The sequence below is a fragment of the Glycomyces luteolus genome, from assembly GCF_027622875.1.
Taxonomy (GTDB): domain Bacteria; phylum Actinomycetota; class Actinomycetes; order Mycobacteriales; family Micromonosporaceae; genus Glycomyces; species Glycomyces luteolus.
In genome coordinates this window covers 45,918-63,461 of the sequence record NZ_JAPZVP010000021.1, presented here as the reverse complement: position 1 = coordinate 63,461, position 17,544 = coordinate 45,918, and the positions used below count along the sequence as shown (strand labels likewise).

The 17,544-nt window shown below is 70.8% G+C and carries 13 protein-coding genes; 5 read left to right on the top strand and 8 right to left on the bottom strand.

What is annotated here, in order from left to right; all coding sequences use genetic code 11:
- Positions 1 to 141: 141 nt before the first annotated feature.
- The 7 genes from pulA to mqnB all read right to left on the bottom strand — a co-directional run bounded on the left by pulA (position 142) and on the right by mqnB (position 9,937).
- Positions 142 to 5,790, bottom strand: a complete 5,649-nt coding sequence (pulA, locus tag O1R50_RS21720; RefSeq protein WP_270112320.1) for a pullulanase-type alpha-1,6-glucosidase — start codon at positions 5,788 to 5,790, stop codon at positions 142 to 144.
- 149 nt (positions 5,791 to 5,939) lie between these two features.
- Positions 5,940 to 6,161 (bottom strand): hypothetical protein, encoded by a 222-nt coding sequence (locus O1R50_RS21715; RefSeq protein ID WP_270112319.1) that lies wholly within the window; start codon positions 6,159 to 6,161, stop codon positions 5,940 to 5,942.
- A gap of 10 nt (positions 6,162 to 6,171) precedes the next feature.
- Complete coding sequence (gene yidD / locus O1R50_RS26510; RefSeq protein WP_408612782.1) at positions 6,172 to 6,480, bottom strand: membrane protein insertion efficiency factor YidD; 309 nt, start codon at positions 6,478 to 6,480, stop codon at positions 6,172 to 6,174.
- 505 nt (positions 6,481 to 6,985) lie between these two features.
- Complete coding sequence (gene larE / locus O1R50_RS21710) at positions 6,986 to 7,894, bottom strand: ATP-dependent sacrificial sulfur transferase LarE (protein ID WP_270112318.1); 909 nt, start codon at positions 7,892 to 7,894, stop codon at positions 6,986 to 6,988.
- A gap of 37 nt (positions 7,895 to 7,931) precedes the next feature.
- Positions 7,932 to 8,330: a cold-shock protein gene (locus O1R50_RS26505; RefSeq protein ID WP_270112317.1), complete on the bottom strand. Its 399-nt coding sequence runs from the start codon at positions 8,328 to 8,330 to the stop codon at positions 7,932 to 7,934.
- A 114-nt stretch (positions 8,331 to 8,444) separates the two neighbouring features.
- Positions 8,445 to 9,263: a 1,4-dihydroxy-6-naphthoate synthase gene (locus tag O1R50_RS21700; RefSeq protein ID WP_408612784.1), complete on the bottom strand. Its 819-nt coding sequence runs from the start codon at positions 9,261 to 9,263 to the stop codon at positions 8,445 to 8,447.
- 59 nt (positions 9,264 to 9,322) lie between these two features.
- A complete protein-coding gene (gene mqnB / locus O1R50_RS21695; RefSeq protein ID WP_270112315.1) occupies positions 9,323 to 9,937 on the bottom strand; it encodes a futalosine hydrolase in 615 nt (204 codons plus the stop codon).
- 278 nt (positions 9,938 to 10,215) lie between these two features.
- Here mqnB and O1R50_RS21690 point away from each other — a divergent pair, with 278 nt between their 5' ends.
- Positions 10,216 to 10,995, top strand: a complete 780-nt coding sequence (locus tag O1R50_RS21690; protein WP_270112314.1) for a DUF3027 domain-containing protein — start codon at positions 10,216 to 10,218, stop codon at positions 10,993 to 10,995.
- 247 nt (positions 10,996 to 11,242) lie between these two features.
- Here O1R50_RS21690 and O1R50_RS21685 read toward each other — a convergent pair whose 3' ends face one another.
- Positions 11,243 to 11,572 (bottom strand): DUF2530 domain-containing protein, encoded by a 330-nt coding sequence (locus O1R50_RS21685; protein ID WP_270112313.1) that lies wholly within the window; start codon positions 11,570 to 11,572, stop codon positions 11,243 to 11,245.
- 222 nt (positions 11,573 to 11,794) lie between these two features.
- On the opposite strand from O1R50_RS21685, the gene sepH reads away from it, so the two are divergent.
- The 4 genes from sepH to O1R50_RS21665 all read left to right on the top strand — a co-directional run bounded on the left by sepH (position 11,795) and on the right by O1R50_RS21665 (position 17,470).
- Entirely contained in the window at positions 11,795 to 12,817 is a 1,023-nt protein-coding gene (gene sepH, locus O1R50_RS21680) for a septation protein SepH (RefSeq protein ID WP_270112312.1), read from the top strand.
- 298 nt (positions 12,818 to 13,115) lie between these two features.
- Complete coding sequence (locus O1R50_RS21675; RefSeq protein ID WP_270112311.1) at positions 13,116 to 14,411, top strand: MFS transporter; 1,296 nt, start codon at positions 13,116 to 13,118, stop codon at positions 14,409 to 14,411.
- Positions 14,412 to 14,741: 330 nt separating this feature from the next.
- Complete coding sequence (gene thpR / locus O1R50_RS21670) at positions 14,742 to 15,401, top strand: RNA 2',3'-cyclic phosphodiesterase (RefSeq protein WP_270112310.1); 660 nt, start codon at positions 14,742 to 14,744, stop codon at positions 15,399 to 15,401.
- A gap of 143 nt (positions 15,402 to 15,544) precedes the next feature.
- Positions 15,545 to 17,470, top strand: coding sequence for an outer membrane protein assembly factor BamB family protein (locus tag O1R50_RS21665; RefSeq protein WP_270112309.1), 1,926 nt, complete (start codon positions 15,545 to 15,547; stop codon positions 17,468 to 17,470).
- Positions 17,471 to 17,544 lie beyond the last annotated feature (74 nt).

The window sequence follows — 17,544 nt, the reverse complement described above, 5'->3', positions numbered from 1 at the left end:
AGCGCCTGTCGCCCTCAGGTTTGCTCAGAAAACGTTAAACCGGGACGGGTGCCGCGCCCGCCCCGGTTTCAGGGATCTTGAACTAATCCCCAGTATTCCCGCCCTGTCAAGAGCGGTTTCGTTAGCGAACCATTACCTTTCTCAGCTCGTGAAGACCGCCACGGTGCGGCCGGGGACGTGGAACGTCCCGGTCGCATCGTCGAAGGAGGCACCGGCCATCGCCGGGTCGGCGGAGTCCTGGAGCACCGGGTGGAGCGCCGAGCCCGAACCGGCGGCCTCGGCCACGGTCTGCGTGACCGCGTCCGGGCTCGCGTTGAACACCACGGTCACCGACGCGAACGCGTCGTCGAGGCCGTCGAGGTCGATCCGCATGGTGATGACCCCGGGCGTCTCGGAACCGGTGCCGGAGAGCGGGAAAGCGACCCGCTCGGCCACGGCTTCGGCATCCCCGAGGTTGAACGCGCAGGTCGAGGACGAGATCTCGAGCAGTTCCAGGTACCGCTGGTTCGCCAGTTCGATGTCCTCGCAGCTGGGTTGGTCCACCGCGGCGATCGCGTCCTCGGCATAGGGCCACTTGGCCTCCGAGGTCCACTGCGGGGGCAGACCGGCGCCGAAGCCGTTGCTGGAGGTGCCGAAGCCTTCCGTGCCTTCGCAGTTCCAGCGGATGGCGTTGAACCAGTCGCCGGAGTCGTACGAGTCGCGGTCGAGGGACTTCGACCTGAGCATTTCCGAACCGGCCGTGGAGAACCCGGTGCCCTGGCTGAGCACCGCGGTCGCCATCGAGAGCACCTGCATCTGCGCGCGCTCGGTGCCGCTCACGTCGGCGAGCTTGTAAGCGAGGGCGTCGAACAGGATCTCGTTGTCGTGGGCGTCCACATAGTTCACGGCCTCGCCGGGGTCGGCGGTGTATCCGGCCCCGGTCCCGTTGTAGTCGAGTTCGGCGCCGGTGGCGGCGGTGCCGTCCGTAGCGGTGAACTCGTAGTCGGCGAGGTTGCCGACCAGCCCGAGTTTGGTGAGGTCCTGGGCGTGCAGCAGCGCGGCCAGCTCCTCGTCAGTGGCTTCGCCGTCGTTGTCGTCGGTCCATGCGCCGGAGCCGAAGCCCTGCGTGGTCGGGTCCCCGTCGAACGGGCCGCCGCCGCGCACGGCGTCTCGCATCCGGTCGTTGAACGTCCCGATCCCGGTGCCCGCCATGTTGACCTGCGTGGCCTGCTCGAACAGGGCGTCGTTCGCGACCTCGCCGAAGTTCCAGCCCTCGCCGTACAGCATGATGTCGTCCTCCAGTGCGGCTTGCACCGCGAGGAGGTTCGACTTCGGGTGGTGGCCCATGAGGTCGAAGCGGAAGCCGTCCACGTGGTAGGCGTCCTGCCACAGCACTGCGGACTCGACGATGAACTTGTCGAACATCGGCCGCTCAGTGGCGGTGTTCGCGCAGCACGTCGAGGTCTGGACCTCGCCGTCCGCGTCGAGCCGGTGGTAGTAGCCGGGCACGATACGGTCGAGCACGGACTTGTCGGCGGTGCCCGAGGCGGCAGTGTGGTTGTAGACCACGTCGTTGACGACGCGCAGGCCCAGTTCGTGCATGGCCTGGACCATCTGCCGGTACTCCAGGATGCGCTGCGTCCCATCGGCTTCGGTCGCGTACGAGCCTTCGGGCGTGTTGAAGTGCAGCGGGTCGTAGCCCCAGTTGAAGGCGTCGTCGGCGCGCACGGCGCCGACGCAGGCCTGCTGCTCGCTCGAGTTCGCCGCCATCAGGTCGAGGTCGCAGTCCACCGAGGCCTGGTCGGTCTCGGGGATCGAGGCGATGTCGAACGTCGGCAGCAGGTGCACGTGGGTGAGCCCGGCCTCGGCCAGCTCCGCCAAGTGCCGCACCGAGGTCGAGTCCTCCTGCGTGAACGCCGCATAGGTGCCGCGCAGCTCCTCGTCCATCGACTCGTCGGCGATCGAGAAGTCCCTGACGTGCAGCTCCCACACCTGCGCGGCGGCCGGATCGACCTCGGCGGGTGCGTCCTCGCCGTCCCAGCCTTCGGGTTCGAGGTCGGCGGCGTCGAGGTTCACGATCTGGCTGTGCGTCGAGTCCGCCGCGAGCGACAGCGAGTACGGGTCGGTGACCGAGTACGACTCGACGGCCTGCGTCGCCGGATGCCAGACCTCGAGCGCGAACCGGTAGTACTTGCGGTCCCAGTCCTTGGCGCCCTTGACGGCCCAGACGCCGGTGCGCTCCGAGAAGTCCATCTCGTGCACGCTCGGCTCGGTGTCGTCGGGCGAGTCGAACAGCTCGAGCGTCACCGACTGCGCGGTGGGCGCCCAGAGCGCGACGGTCGGCTTCCCGCCCTTCCAGGTCACGCCCAGGTCGGCGTTCAGCGCCTCGTCGTAGACCGCGTCGAGCACTCCTGCGGTCTGCACTCCCGTCGCGTACCAGGCCATGCCGGTGTGGTCGCGTTCGACCGCGACGAGCTGCCCGCGCAGGGCCTCCCGGATCGCGTCGCCGTCTGAGTCCACTTTGAACGCCCGGTAGTCCCAGTACTGCGGCCACGCCCGGCGCTGCGCCTCGGTGAGGCCGCCGGCCGCCGTCAACCCGATGGTGTCGAAGTTCCCGGTGAGGGCCCCGTCCTGGACACTGATCGACCCGTCGGCGCTCGCCAGGAGCTCGAACACCTTCCCGTCGGTCGATGCCACGTCGAGGGCGACGGTCTCGTCGTCGAGCCAGATCGCCTGCTCCGCAGCGAGATCGAGCTCCGGCGAGCGGCCGGTGGAGGCCCCGGCCGGGTGCACGTAGCCCGGGGTCGCGGCGGTGAGCCACACTTCCTGGCCGTACTCGGCGAAGTCGAGCCGCTGGTCGTTCGGGAGGTCTTTCTCGTCGCCGCGGTGGAGGATGTAGGAGAGCGCTTCGGCGCCCTCGGCGAGGTCCACTTCGTACACCGGGCCGTAGGCGTCGGTGCGCACGGGCTGCAGCCCGGCGCTCCAGTCGGTCGGGTCGGCCGCGCCCTCCCAGGTGTGCAGGGTCCAGCCGTCGTAGTCGCCGTCGGGGCGCTGGTAGTGGATCACGGCCTTGCCGTCGGCGGCGGCCTGAGAGGCGTGCGCGCCAGTGGAAGTCACCCAGGTCTCGCCGAGCGAGGAGGGCTTCAGGACGATGTCGGAGCCGTAGAGCTTCGTGTCACCGGAGTGGACGATCATGCCCAGGTCGGCGTCGACCTCGTCGACGGGCACGTGCCAGTACCGGCCCCAGGCGTCGGTCCCGTCGGGCTCGCGGGGCGAGTCCCATTCGGTCGAGACGCCGTCGGCGAGCGCGTCGCCCCAGATGTGCAGTCCCCAGTCGGTCCCGGGGTCCGGCGAAGGCGCAGCAGGTGCGTGGACGGTGACGTACCCGTTGGCCTCGGCCAGCGAGTAGGCGACGTCCCCGGAGCCCTCGCTCAACCAGATCTCGGGCGTGGCACCGGGATCGAAGGTCCGGTCGGAGGCGTGGTCCTTGTTCCCGTCCGCGTCGATCACCAAGTAGCCCACCGAACTCGCGTCCTCGGCGAGTCTGAGCGAGGCGAAGGAGCCGTACGAGTCCTCGCCCGCGAACGCGTTCGACTCGGGCCAATCGGTCTGCGAGGACTCGGCGATGTCGCCCCACGCGTACAGGCCCCATCTCGAGGCGTCCCCGTCGTAGTGCACGGTGGCCCAGTCGAGGGACGAGCCGGCCTGGTCGGGTGTCGCGACCGTGGTGGCCGCGAGCGCGGAGGCGGTGCGGCCCTCGCGGTCGACGACCACGGCCTTGAACTCGACGGACGTGTCGCCCGGGAGGCCGGCGAGGTCGTAGGCGATGCGGTGGTCCGGGCCGGGCGACGTGCCGACGTAGGTCCAGTCGCCGCCGTCCACGGAGGCGGCGAACGCCACGCGCGCCAGCGGATCGCCGGACACGTCGGCCGAGGCATAGGCGGTGGTCGCGGACTCCTCGTCCACGGTGAGGCTCACCGAGGGCGCGTCGGCGGCCTCGATCGGGTTGTCGGCCTTGAAGACCACGGCCGAGAGCGGCGGCACGGTGATCGAGGCGGCGCCGTCGGCGGCTTCGATCGTGCCGTCCCCGTACACCGGCGTGAACGCGTCGGAGTAGGTCTCCACCGAGACGGTCTGCGCCTCGGTCGAGTTCGACACGGCGACAAGGTATTCGACGCCCGCCGAGGACTCGACGCGCGAGAACGCGAAGACGCCGTCCTCGGACGCGCGCGTCACCTGGATCCCGTCCGCGAGGGCCGGGTGCTCTTGGCGCAGCTGCGAGAGCTCGGCGATGGCCTGGTAGATCGGGTGGGAGGTGTCGTAGTTGTCGACGGCGTGGGTCGCGTCAGTCCCGATCAGCTCGTCGTCGAGGTAGTCGCCGACCTGGGAGGCGAACATGGTCTGGCGCGCGTGGTCGTCGCCGCCCGCGCCGGTGAAGCCCTGCTCGTCGCCGTAGTAGACGACCGGCTGGCCGCGGGTGAGGAACATGAGCTGCTGGGCGAGGATCGCCCGGTCGGTCCAGGTCGATTCGTCGGTCGTCTCCGCGATGGTGCGGCCGACGCGGCCGATGTCGTGGTTCGAGACGAACGTGGGCATCGCGAGCGCGTCGGTCCCGTCCGCGGTGAACAGCGGGTCGGAGGCGTAGAGGTTCGCGAGACCGTCGGCCCCGGCCGAACCGGTCGCGAAGCCGGTGGCGGCGCCGTGGAAGCCGAAGTCGAGCACGGCGTCCAGGTCGCCCTGGCGCACATACGGGCTCGTCACGTTCGGGTCGCCGGAGTAGACCTCGCCGAACGCGAAGAAGTCGATGCCCTTCGCGTCGGAGGCCTCGCGGATGCCTGCAAGAAATTGCGGCCAGAATTCCAGGTTCACGTGCTTCACGGTGTCCAGGCGGAAGCCGTCGACGCCCGACTCGGCGATCCAGTCCGAGTAGACGTCGATCCAGCCGTCCACGACCTCCGGACGTTCGGTCCACAGGTCGTCCAGGCCCGAGAAGTCGCCGTACGTCGAGGACTCGCCGGTGTAGGTCGAGTCGCCGCGGTTGTGATACATCGTGGGGTCGTTGAGCCACGCGGGCGATTTCAGCTCGGCCTGATCCGCTTCGAGCACCGGCGTGTAGGCCGACGAATCGGCGTTGACCTCGGGGAACTCCTCGGAGGCGGCGTAGTTCGCGTCCTCGAACGGGCGCCCCTCGGCGTCCGTGTAGGGCGAATCCGCTTTCTCCACATAGGATTTCGAGTCCTCGGCGTACTCCACCGCGTCGGCGGTGTGGTTCACGACGATGTCGAGGTAGATCTCGATTCCGCGCTCGTGCGCGGCGTCGATCAGGCTCTGGAGCTGCGCGTCGTCGCCGAGGTGCGGGTCGACGGCGGTGAAGTCGGTGCCCCAGTAGCCGTGGTAGCCGGCGCCGGTCCAGTTCTCGGTGACCTGCACGGGCTGGTTGACGACGACCGGGGTCAGCCAGATCGCGGTCGTGCCGAGGCCTTCGATGTAGTCGAGCCGCTGCTCGACCCCGGCGAGGTCGCCGCCCTGGTAGAACATGCGCTGCGTCGGGTCATACCCGGTGGCGAGCGCATCTCCTTGCAGGCCACCGGTGTTATTCGACGCGTCGCCGTCGGCGAAGCGGTCGGTCATGACGAAGTAGAACTGCTCGGCTTCATCGGCAGCATCCTGGGCGAGGGCGGCCAGTTGGGAGTCCGACGGCACGTCGCTCCAGGATCCGTCCTCGCCGGGCGGCTGATCGGGGGTGGTGCAGGCGGTCAGTACCAGGGCGGAGCCCAGCACTCCCGCCGCGATGCGGGCGGTACGCGGCATTGCGCTTCTTCCTCCGGGGGTTGAACGGGGGGACGGGGCGCGCGCCGCGACGTGACGGATGCACGACGAGACGCACACCCCGTGTGCGCAAGAACATACCACCTATGAAATTTTCTTACAACGTCTTGGTAATCCGTTGCGGACGTCGCTCAGTGGCGCTCGTCCTCCAGGATGCGCGTCGCCACCGGCCCGGTGTGCTCGAAGTAAATGCTGGCCGTAGGCAGCGGGAAGGAGGAGGTGCCGAACGGCGAAGAGGCGCCGATGTGGCCGGAGGTGAACTCACCGACCTCCAGGTGCCCGGGCTTGACGGCCCGGCTGCGGATCTTCGCCTCGGTGTCGGACGGGCGGCTGGCGATGTTCGAGTCACTCATGCGCTGGATTTTATCGGTCGCCCCGCGGACCGGGCACTCGATCACGCGTGCCGGGCGTCACCCCCGGCCGGCACCGCAGCACCCGCCCGAGCGCCAGCCGCCCGCCCGTCCACAGTCCGTACCGTGACACCGCCCGGTAGCCGAAGCCCGAGCAGCTCGGCACGAACCGGCACGCCACCTGCACCCGCGGCGAAAGCCACCGCCGATACCCCGCGATGAGCCGCAGCCCGAACCGCCGGGGACCGGGCCGATGCCGCTCCCGCGCGGCTGCCAGCCGCTCCGGCGTGAGCCGACCGAACCCGAAGAGCCCCGGCACCATTGCATGGAACGGGCCCGGATCGCTCGCGCCCCCGCAGGCGGCCGCGCAGGCATTGCACGGACCACCGGGACCGCAGGACGCGCCCAGGGGCTCGCCGCACCCGGCCGAGCACCCCGGCTGATAGGCGCTGGCGCAGCCCGAAACCTCCACAGGACCGTTCTACACGCCGAGTCGCCGCGGACTCCGGCGGCCGAGGGGAGCGTGTCGCGGCGGGGCCTGTCGCGGACCGCCTCGAGCGAGTGTCGATTAGGGATGGTTAGCCGGGCTGCGACCGGAAAGAGCGGACACCGCATGTTATGAGGCGAACACCCCTATATCAGGGAATTGCCAGGAGCGGTTCAGGGCGCGCTCAGTCTCATGTCCCACGGTGAGGGCCTCGGGGAATGAGGGGTTCCCGAGGGGTTATGGACCCGGTGAGGCGGATCTTCGGACTCATCCTCCACTGACGATCGCCGCTGGCCCGTCTCACCGGGTACTCAGTTCCCTCCGCCGCCGGCGCTTCGCCTCAGCGGTACCGCTCGGGGTTCGGCAGCAGCTCGTTCATCGCACCCGACCGGAATCCCTGCTCGTCCAAGCGCACCTCGGTGAAGCCCTCGACGACCGCGAGCACCTCCGGCCGTCCGGCCACCGCCGCCACCAGTTCGGCGTCGATCTCGACCTTCGCGATGTCGCCGCCCATGTCCCGCACCCGCAGGTTCCGCACCGGGATCGCGGCCTCGGCGAGCGCGAGCCGCAGCGCATGCTCGGCCTCGGCGACGCGTTCGAGCCCGCCCGCGGTCACCTCCACCCCGTAGGCGATGCGGCTCGCCAGGCAGGCCGCGGCCGGCTTGTCCCAAGTGGGCAGACCCCACGCCTGCGAGGCGGCGCGGATCTCGGACTTGCTGAGCCCGGCGTCGGCCAGCGGCGTGAGCGCCCCCGCGTTCGCGGCGGCGCGGATCCCGGGACGGAACCCGGCGCGGACGTCGTCGGCGTTGGTGCCGGTCGCGACCGCGGCGATGCCGCGCTCCGCCGCGAGCGGCGCGACGACGCTCATCAGCTCGGTCTTGCAGAAGAAGCAGCGGTCCCCGGCGTTGGCGCGGTAGCCCTCGCGCGAGAGCTCGTCGGTGGACGGGGCGTGGTGGGCGACCCCGAGCCCGGCCGCGAACTCGCGGGCGCGCTCGAGTTCGATGCGAGGCAGCGAAGGCGAGACGGCGGTCGCGGCCTCGACCCGATCCGGGCCGAGCGCCCGGACGGCGGCCGCGAGCAGGAACGCCGAGTCGGCGCCGCCGGAGAACGCCACCATGAGCGACGGCAGCGAGGAGAGCCTGTCGAGGAGGGCGTCGACCCGGTCGACGGGAGCGCCATCGGCGGTGGTGGACGCGCCGGCGTGCACGGCGCCGGTCGCCTGGGGAGTCGCCTGAGCCTGGGAGGTCACCTCACAGAGACTATCCCGGCGCATGCGGCCGGGCTCGCTACTCGAGGTCGCCCGCGACGGCCCGGAGCAGCTCGGCGATCTTCGCGCCGGTCTTGCGGTCGGGACGCCGACCTCGGGAGAGCGGCGGCATGACCTGCTGTTCGAGTACCCCGATGAGGTCCTGCAGCAGACTGTTGAGCTCCTCGGGCGAGCGCTTCGCCGTCTCGGCCGCCGGGGCCGCGCCGACCTGCGGGGCGGCCACGACGTGCAGGCCCATCGCCTGGACCCCGCGGCGCGTGTCGATGATGCTGTACTCGACCTTCGTGCCCTTGGCGAGTTCTTCGACGCCTTCGGGCAGCGCGTCGCGGTGCACGAACACGTCCTTGCCGCCGTCATCGCGGGAGACGAATCCGAATCCCTTCTCGGCGTCGAACCATTTCACTCGACCACTGGGCACCGCTGAACCTCGAACTTCTCGTCTGCAGGGAACTGATTGAGTCCGTCAAGCCTAGCGTGGCATGAACCGGACGGAATGGACCGCTCGGGTGACGGCCCGGCTACGCCGAGCGCCCTACGGGATCGCCAACGTGAGTTTCGGGACGAGCCCCAGGTCGGCCGCGCCGCCCAGCAGACGCTCGACGGCCATGCGGCCCTCGGTGCCGAGGTCCCGCGAGAACTCGTTCACGTACAGGTCGATGTGCATGCGGCACACGTCGTCCGACATCTCCTGCGCGTGCTCGGCCACGTACGCGCGGCTCGCCTCAGGGTGCGCCCGCGCGTAGTCGAGCGACGCGCGGATCGCGGTAGTGACCGCATCGGTGTCGAGATGGGATTTGGCGACGATCGCGCCGAGCGGGATCGGGCAGCCGGTGCTCCCCTCCCACCACTCGCCGAGGTCGACAAGGGATCGAAGCCCGTACTCGCCGTAGGTGAACCGGGCCTCGTGGATCACGAGCCCGGCGTCGAAGCGGCCGTCGCGCACCGCGGGCATGATCTGGTCGAACGGCACGACCTCCCACGTCACCTCGGGCGAACCGAGATCGCGCAGCCACAGGTTGAACAGCATGAACGCGGTGCTGCGGTCCGAAGGCACGGCCACGCGCTTCCCGGCGAGATCGCCGGTGCCGGTCCCGCCGGCGGTGAGGACGAGCGGTCCGCACCCGCGGCCGAGCGCGCCGCCCGCGGGCAGCAGCCGCCATTCGTCGCCGAGGTACGGCAGCGCCGCGTACGAGACCTTGGCGACGTCGAATTCGCCTCGTGCGCAAGCGGTGTTGGTGACGTCGATGTCCGCGAACGTCAGGCGGGTCGCCGGGGCGCCGTCGATGAGGCCCGAGGTCCACGCGTGGTAGATGAACGTGTCGTTGGGGCAGGGCGAGTGCGCCAGGTGCAGCGCGCCGGCCGGATCGTCGTCGAGAGGGAGGTCGAACGGTGTCCCGAGTGCCGCCATCCCTACAGCTCCCTGATGCCGGTCGTCAGCGTCTTCAAAGCGGCGCTCCAGTCCCAGTTCTCGACGTCGCGGTCGCCGATGTAGTTGGAGACGGCGCGGATCTCGGCGAACGGCAGCCCGGCCTGCTGCGCGGCCGTGGCGACGCCGAAGCCCTCCATCGCCTCCCCGATCGCGTCGGGGTAGCGGTGGGCGAGGTTGGCGGCGAGCCCGTCTGAGCCGGTGATCGAGGCGAGGGTGAGGATCTCGCCGCGCACGCCTTCGACCGCGACCGTGAGGACCGTGTTGCAGCCGATCCGGTTGGTGCCGAAGCCGATCTCGTCGATCGGCTGGAACCGCCAGGGGAGCGCGACGCCGAGTTCGGCGGCGACCGAGTCAGTGGCGATGAGGAGGTCGCCGATCCGGGCCTTGCCGGGGAACGCGCCGCAGATGCCGGCGTTCACGACGACGTCGTAGGCGCGGCCCATGTGGCTGTTCTCGGCAATGGTCCGCGCGGTGGCGGCAGCGGCGGCGGCCGGTCCGACGCCGCAGACCAGGACGTCCAGCTCGTGGCGGAGTGAGCGCCCGGCCTCCACGGCCTGGGCTTCCTCGGGGACCGCGCACACGACGAGTATTCGCATGGCCTCAACGCTACCGGGCGCCCGGAGGCGGCGGCCGCTGCCGGAGCCGTGGCGAACGCACGCCGGGCAGTGCAAAGCAGGCATTCTGGGCGGGTCGTGCGTGGGAAGCGTGGACCCGGCCTGGGCGACGCCTGCGAGCCGAACATTGGTCCAGCCGAAACCCTGACGCGGGGGGACGACATGTGCCAGCCCTCCGATCGCGGAATGTGGCGTATTCCGCTTCCCACCAGACGCACCGTCCGCCAGGTGGGGCCGCGAGCTGGCCTATGCTTGAAAGCGTGCCTGACACCTCTACCGCCGCCGCCAAGACCCGCAGCCGCAAACCGCGCCTGGACCGGGTCCTCGCCGACGCCCTCGACCTGGCCCGCGAGGCCGCCGAAGAGGCCGGCGACGGGGTCGGTGAGCACCTCGGCGTCGAAGCCGAGACCGAGCGGGTCGTCACCCACTACTTCGATTGCACGCTGGCCGGCTACCGCGGCTGGCGCTGGGCCGTCGTGCTCACGCGCGCGCCCCGCGCCCGCGTCGCCACCGTCTCCGAGTCCGCGCTCCTGCCCGGCCCGGAGGCGCTCCGCTCTCCCGCCTGGGTCCCGTGGGCCGACCGGCTCCAGGGCGGCGAGGTCGGCACCGGTGAAGTCCTCCCGACCGAGGACGACGACGACCGTCTCATGCCCGCCTACCAGCTCTCCGACGACGAGGCAGTCGAGGACATCGCCTACGAGCTCGGCCTCGGCCGCGAACGCGTGATGAACCGCGAAGGCCGCGCCGAAGCCGCGCAGCGCTGGTACGACGGCGACCGCGGCCCGACCGCGCCGATCTCCGAGGCCGCTCCGGCCGCCGCCCGATGCGGGACCTGCGGCTTCTTCCTGCCGCTGGCCGGCTCGATGCGCCAGGCCTTCGGGGCCTGCGCGAACCTGTACTCGTCCGAGGACGCCCGCGTCGTCTCAGCCGACCACGGCTGCGGTGCCCACTCCCAGATCAGCGAGTTCGTCGACACGACCCCGCAGGGCGTCGAGAAGTCCGAGGTCATCTACGACGACGAGGGCTCCGAGATCCTCTAACGGACGAGGCGCGCCCAGTCGGAACGACGGCTGCGCCTCAGCTTCGGCTCCGCTTCGTCCCACCACTGCGCCTTAGCTTCGGCTCCGCTTCGCTTTACCACTGTGCCCCAGCTTCGGCTCCACTTCGCTTTGCCACTGCGCCCTAGCTTCGGCTCCGCTTCGCTTTACTGCTGTGCCCTAGCTTCGGCTCCGCTTCGCTTTACCGCTGTGCTCTAGCTTCGGCTCCGCTTCGCTTTACCACTGCGCCCTAGCTTCGGCTCCGCTTCGCTTTACCGAAGTGCTTCCTGTCGGCCAGCGCCATGCCCGCGGTGCCGAGGATGCCGATGACCACGCCGGTGAGGGCGCAGGCGGCCCACCATTCACGGCCCGCGTCGGCGAGCTCTTCGCGGAAGATCTGCGTCAGCAGCAGCGCGACCGCCCACAGTAGAGTCCCGATCGCGGCGATCGGGGCCATCCGCATCTTCACCGCTTTCGGGGCGGGCAGCTCCGGGGTGCGCTTGACGCGCTGGTAGGCCTCGCGGGGGGACGCCGACGAGCCGGACGAGGCCGGTGGCTTGGAAGTTCCGTCGGTGGACACGCTGCCAATGTACGCTGCGACAGTGCCTGCGACAATCGGTCACGCTGACATGAAACGACGTCGCGTCGACGCGAGCGGGCCAGTGGGCGCCGCGGGTCTCCTTGGAGGTAAGGCGATCCGTTATCGGCACCCCGCCGGTTGTGGTCCGCCGGTAGGGTTGGGCGTACGCTCGGATGAGCTGGCGATGCGGCGCTGACAGACGACACGCGAGGGGTGGAAGGCATGAGGCCGGTACGGTTCGTAGCCCTCTCAGAGGACGGTCATGCGCTGGTGCTCGCCGACGAACTCGGGAGGCTGCTCGCGCTGCCGATCGACGAGCGTGTCGCGGCCGTAGTCGATGTCCCCGAGGGCGGAAGCGCGCTTCGGGCCAAAGTAGAGGGTGCGCCCAGTCGGCCTGAAGCCCCGCGCCGCCCTGTGCCGCAGCGCCCCGCCGCTGTCAGTCTTTCTCCTCGCGACATCCAGACCCGCATCCGCGCCGGTGAGAGCGCCGAGGACATCGCCGCGTCCGCGCAGGTCGCAGTCGACCGGGTCCTGCGCTATGCCGGGCCGGTGCTCCAGGAGCGCGCGATGCTCGCCCAGGCGGCCCGCCGTTCGCGGCTGGCGACTTCGGAGCGCGGCGAGCGCATGTCCAATGTGGTCGATGTGAAGCTCGGGACGCACGGGGTGGACCCCGAGGCGGTCTCGTGGGACGCCTGGCGCACCGAGGACGGCTCGTGGCTCGTGCAGGCTTCGTGGTCGTCGGGCAAGACGACCGCGAGGGCGCGCTGGAAGCTCGACCGGGCCCGCCAGACGGTGACGCCGGACGACGAGATGGCGCAGTTCCTCTCGACGCCGCTGCCGCAGCAGATGCCCGGCCACCAGGAGTCGGTCTCGGAGCTCGGAGTGCGCCCGGGTGATCCGGTGCGGCCTTCGCGCGACCCGATGCACGGGCTGCGCGACCGCGACGACGACGGTTCGCACCCGGACCCGCTGCGGCGCGACCGCCTGCGGGAGGTGCTGGAGCGTCCGCTCGACGACATGGCGGGCCGCGGGAAGCGGACTTCGCAGCTGGGCCTGCCGGGCACCTCCGCGCCGGAGCAGCGCGAGACGCCGGAGGTGCCTTCGCTCGCGGTGCTGCGCCCGGGCAAGCGCTCGGTCGCCGAGGACGACATGAACACGCCGCCCCTTGCCGCGGCCGGCTCGAAGCCCCGCAACCAGCTCCCGGGCTGGGACGATGTGCTGTTCGGCTCTGCCGACAAGAAGTAGAGCGGCTCTGCGGACAAGAAGCAGAGCGGCTCTGCTGACAAGAAATTAGGACGCGCAAGAACCTGAGGAAGGCCCGCGATCTGTTCGATCGCGGGCCTTTGTCGTACCCGTATGCGATGGTGTCCTTTTCACTGGTAGTGGTGAAGGTGGGAACGGGCGGGTACCCGGGGCCACCCGTATGGCGCGGCGGCGGGACTTCGGACCCGCCTTTTTTGCGCCCTCCGGAGTACTCGCGGGATTGCGAGAAGTCGATCACGCTTACTGGCTAGCCGACCGGTAAGTAGTTATCCTTGCATCAATGTCTCCGGTCATTCTCAGCCAGCTGCATCGCACGTTCCGTGCGCTGTCCTACCCCGGCTTCCGCATCTACGCCGTCGGGCAGCTGCTGGGCACCCTCGGCTTCTGGCTCCAGACCACCGCCATCAGCTGGCTCGTGCTCGAACTCTCCGGGAACTCCGGCACCGCCCTCGGCTGGACCCTCGCCCTCCAGTTCGGCCCCTACCTCCTCTTCGGCCTCCAAGGCGGCAAGATCGCCGACAGCTTCGACAAGCGCCGCGTCCTCCTCCTGTGCTCCCTCGGCTCCGCGTCCGTCACCGCCGGGCTCGCCGCGGTCGTGCTCACCGGGCACATCCAACTGTGGATGGTCTACGTCGGCATGGCCGCCTTCGGCTCCGTCGCCGTCGTCGAAGGCCCCGCCCGCCAGGCCTTCTACTCCGAACTCGTCGACCGCGAGGCGCTCCCGAACGCCGTCGGCCTCGGCAGCGCCATCTTCAACATGAGCCGCATCGCCGGCCCCGCACTCGCCGGGGTCCTCATCGCGCTCACCTCCACCGGCACCGTCATCGTCATGTGCGCGTTCATCTTCCTCGGCCCCGCCCTGTCCTGCGCGGTCCTGCTGCGCCGCAGCCTCTCCAACCCGGTCCGGCGCGACGCCGCCGCCGGCGGCATCCGCGACGCCCTGCGCTACGCGGCCGCCCGCCCCGACATCATCGCCGTCCTCATCGTCTCGCTGCTCGTCTCGGGCTTCACGTTCAACTTCGCGCTCACCCTCTCGATGCTCGCCCGCACCGAGTTCGAGACCGGCGCCGACTCGTACGGGCTGCTGCTCACCGCGCTCGCGGTCGGCGCGCTCGCCGGATCACTCGCCTCCGGGCGGCGCTCGACCCGCCCGAGCCTGAACACGATGCTCGCGTCCTCGGCCCTGCTCGGCGTCGGCACCCTGCTCGTGGGCTTCGCACCCACGCTGTGGTCGGCGATGGCGCTCCTCGCGCCTACCGGCTTCGCCATGGTCTACTACGCGCAAGCCGCCAACCAGCGCGTCCAAATGGGCGTGCGCGCCGACTTCCGCGGCCGCGTCCTGAGCCTGTACATGCTGGTCTTCCTCGGCTCGACCGCGGTGTTCGCGCCCATCGTCGGCGTGTTCATGGAGGTCTACGGGGCCCGCGCGGGCCTGTGGCTCGGCGGCATCGTCGGGATCGCGACGCCCGCCGCGCTGGCCCTCGCGAAGCGGGCGCAGCTCAAGCGCCGCGCGGCCCTGGGCGACACCGCCGAGGCGCCGGTCCCGGCACTCGCGGGCGAGACCGCGTCGGCGTGAGGTGACCGCAGCCGATCGGGTCATCCGACATTTCATTCACTGTTATCCGGCGATTCCCACTTCCTGAACGATGCGCATCGCCTCGTTTTCGTGAGTTGTCCGAGTGCTCCCGCGTTACCCGGAACCTCCTGCGCCTCCACCGCCTCAGCCGTGCACAGGAGTGTTACTTCGTCGAAATTACTGTCCCGTCCCGTGGGATTTCACTGAATTAACGACTCGTGTTGCTGCGAGGATAGGTCACATCGTGACAGCCCCGACCGCGCCGCGACGACACACCTCTCGCCGCAGCGCGTGTCACTGACCCCGAGTTGAGCCCCTGGAGGGAATCCAGTGAGTGCCTCCGCCACCGCGGTCCCGCAGGCCGCGACCCAAGTGCGCACCGAGCGCCTTTTCGCCGCGCTCCCGCTGCCGGACAACGCCGTCGCCGACCTGACCGAAGTCGTCGCCGACCTCAACATCGCCCGCCGCGGCGCCCCCAGCCGCCCCGGCGCGACCGGCCGCCGCACGCCCTCCTCGCGGCTCGTCCGCTCGGAGAACTGGCACCTGACCCTCTCCTTCCTCGGCGAGGTCCCCGCCGACCGCTGCGCGGAGACCGCCGAGGTCATCGCAGCCGCGGCGCGCGAGTCCGAGCCGATGCGGCTCTGCGTCTCCGGCGGCGGCCGGTTCGGCCGCGGCCGCTACTCGGTCGTCTACGCCGGGCTCGACGGCGACGTCGCCGCGCTCGTCGACCTCGTGCACCGCATCCGCGCCGGACTCATCGCCGGCGGCCTGCCCGTCGACCAGAAGCAGTACCGCCCGCACGTGACCCTCGCCCGCCCGGGCGACCGCGTCACCAACCAGCAGGCCGCCCAAGACCTGCTGACCCTCCGCCGCTACTACGGTCCGAGCTGGACCGCGAACGAGGTCGTGCTCTACCGCTCCGACTTCGGCAAGGGGCCCGTAGGCGCGCAACCGCTCTACACCCCGATCGCCGCCGCGCCCCTCGGCTGAGCCCGAGCCCGACGCGGCACCCCGAGGCGCACGGCCGCCGCCCGGTGACACCGCCGGCCGGCCGACCGGCCCCAAGAGAGAAACCGCCTCGCGATCTGCGCGAAAGCACTGCTCCGAGCAACGGTGACCGGTAGAAAGAGGGCATGTCCCACAGCGCCACCGGCACCGGCCGTTCCAGCACCGCCGCGCACCGCACGGCCGACAGCGGCAGCACCTCTCGGTCCGGGCGCCCGCTCGCCCGCGTGGCCCTGCGCGCCGCCGGGATCACCGCCCTCCTCTGCTGGGCCGCGCTCCTCGTCTGGGCCTCCTTCGGCACCGGCGTGAGCTCCGGCTCCTCCGGCGTCTACATGATCATCGGCACCGTCGGATCCGTCCTGCTCGTCGCCGTCGTCATCGCCACCGCAGCCACCCACGCCGGGCTGCGCACCATCATCACCGCGCTCCTCACCGCCGTCCTCGCCGCCGCCGCCGGGTGGACCGTCTACTCCTCGATGCCCGAAGCCGGTCCCGGCCAGTTCATCACCCACCGCGCCGGCGTCGCCGCCCTCGCGTACGTCTTCGGCGTCGTCGGCGGCGGCCTCCTGGCCCTCTCCGAATTCGTCGTCGAAGGCTACTCGGGAGGCCGCGCCCCCGCCCCGAAACAGCTGCGCCGAAAGGTCGCCGTGCTCGCCAGCGCGATCATCGTCATACTCGCCGCCGCCCTCGCGCCCGCGATGCAGCTCTGGGCCGAACTCGCCAACCAGGACGTGCTCGTCGGCGACGCCGCCGCCACCGGCAGCACCACCGACCCCGACCTCGACGGCCTCGCCGACCTCGCGGGCGTCGAGCGCTTCACCGACACCCCGTACGGTCTCCTGCGCACCGACCACCCCGCCGACCCGACCCCGCAGGCCGTCACCATGCTCGACCCCGCCACCGGCGCCGCCATCTGGTACCACCGCCGCTGGAACTGGCTCGCCTCCCAGCCGCCCGTGCTCTCCCAGTCCCAGGACCTCGTCGCCCTCACCGGCCCCCGTGCCGACAACAACGGCGACTTCCAGACCCGCGTCCTCAATACCCGCGACGGCAGCGAAGCCGCCACCGCCGACTTCGACGGCTCGCCCGGCGCCCTCCTCGCCCTCGCCGACGACCGGCTCCTGTTCACCAAGGACCGCAGCCAGACGTTCACCGTCTACGACTTCGGCGGGAACCTGGTGTGGGAGGCCGAGATGCCCGACGGCTGCGAAGGCACCGCCGCCCAGGCCGCCGGGTCCCGCGCGCTCCTGCTCGCCGACTGCATGCCCGCCCCCGACCGGTCGATCGCCCGCGACCTCGTACTCGCCTTCGACCTCGACGACGGCGCCGCCGCCTGGCACCAGGAGATCGACCGCAGCGCCGTGGTCGTCCCCGACTCGTTCCTCGTCACCGAGGACACGATCGTGATCGACAGCCGCATCGAGCACCGCGTCACCGACGGCCCGTTCTCCGCGCGCCGCTTCGAGCACCAGCTGATCGCCTATGCGATCGCGGACGGCACCGAGCGCTGGCGGGTGGGCGACCAGACCTTCGGCTCCACGAACTCCTCGGCCTGCGCCGGGACGCTGCACCTGTCGCAGCCGACCGCGGCGCCCGCGCCGGGCGCGGCCGCGGGCGGGGAGGCGAAGGCGCGGGCCGCGACGGCCGACCGCCGCACCGTGCAGATCATCGAGTGCTTCACCGCGAAGGAGGGGTCGTGGCTCGGGGTCATGGCATACGACGTGGAATCGGGTGAGCGCCTGTACCGCAGGGCGGTGCGGCTGGGATTCACGCCGCTGGACCCGGAGGTCGCGCGCGGCTGGGCGACGGTGCTGCCCGACAACCGGGCGATGCTCGCGGCCGACCTCTCGCTCGACCCGAACCGCCCGGACTGCCACTTGTACGCGATCGAGGACGGGCGGTCGAGCGAGGTCGAGTTCGCGGCCGAGCAGGACGACGGCGAGCCGATCCCGGCGAACTGGTGCCACGACGCGCAGCTCAGCCCGGTCGGCACCGGCGCGGCGGTCAGCTACGTGGACGAGGACGGAACCCGCGGGATCGCCGTCGTCGAATGAGTGCCGTCGAATGAGCGCCGCCGAGTGAGCGTCGTCGAATGAGCGGCCGACTGGGTGCCGTGGTGGGAAGCGCC

Coding starts and splice junctions, on each gene's coding strand:
- sepH (WP_270112312.1), top strand. CDS start 11,795: ATGAGGCCGGTACGGTTCGTAGCCCTCTCAGAGGACGGTCATGCGCTG.
- mqnB (WP_270112315.1), bottom strand. CDS start 9,937: ATGCGAATACTCGTCGTGTGCGCGGTCCCCGAGGAAGCCCAGGCCGTG.
- O1R50_RS21715 (WP_270112319.1), bottom strand. CDS start 6,161: ATGAGTGACTCGAACATCGCCAGCCGCCCGTCCGACACCGAGGCGAAG.
- yidD (WP_408612782.1), bottom strand. CDS start 6,480: ATGGTGCCGGGGCTCTTCGGGTTCGGTCGGCTCACGCCGGAGCGGCTG.
- O1R50_RS21665 (WP_270112309.1), top strand. CDS start 15,545: ATGTCCCACAGCGCCACCGGCACCGGCCGTTCCAGCACCGCCGCGCAC.
- pulA (WP_270112320.1), bottom strand. CDS start 5,790: ATGCCGCGTACCGCCCGCATCGCGGCGGGAGTGCTGGGCTCCGCCCTG.
- O1R50_RS21675 (WP_270112311.1), top strand. CDS start 13,116: ATGTCTCCGGTCATTCTCAGCCAGCTGCATCGCACGTTCCGTGCGCTG.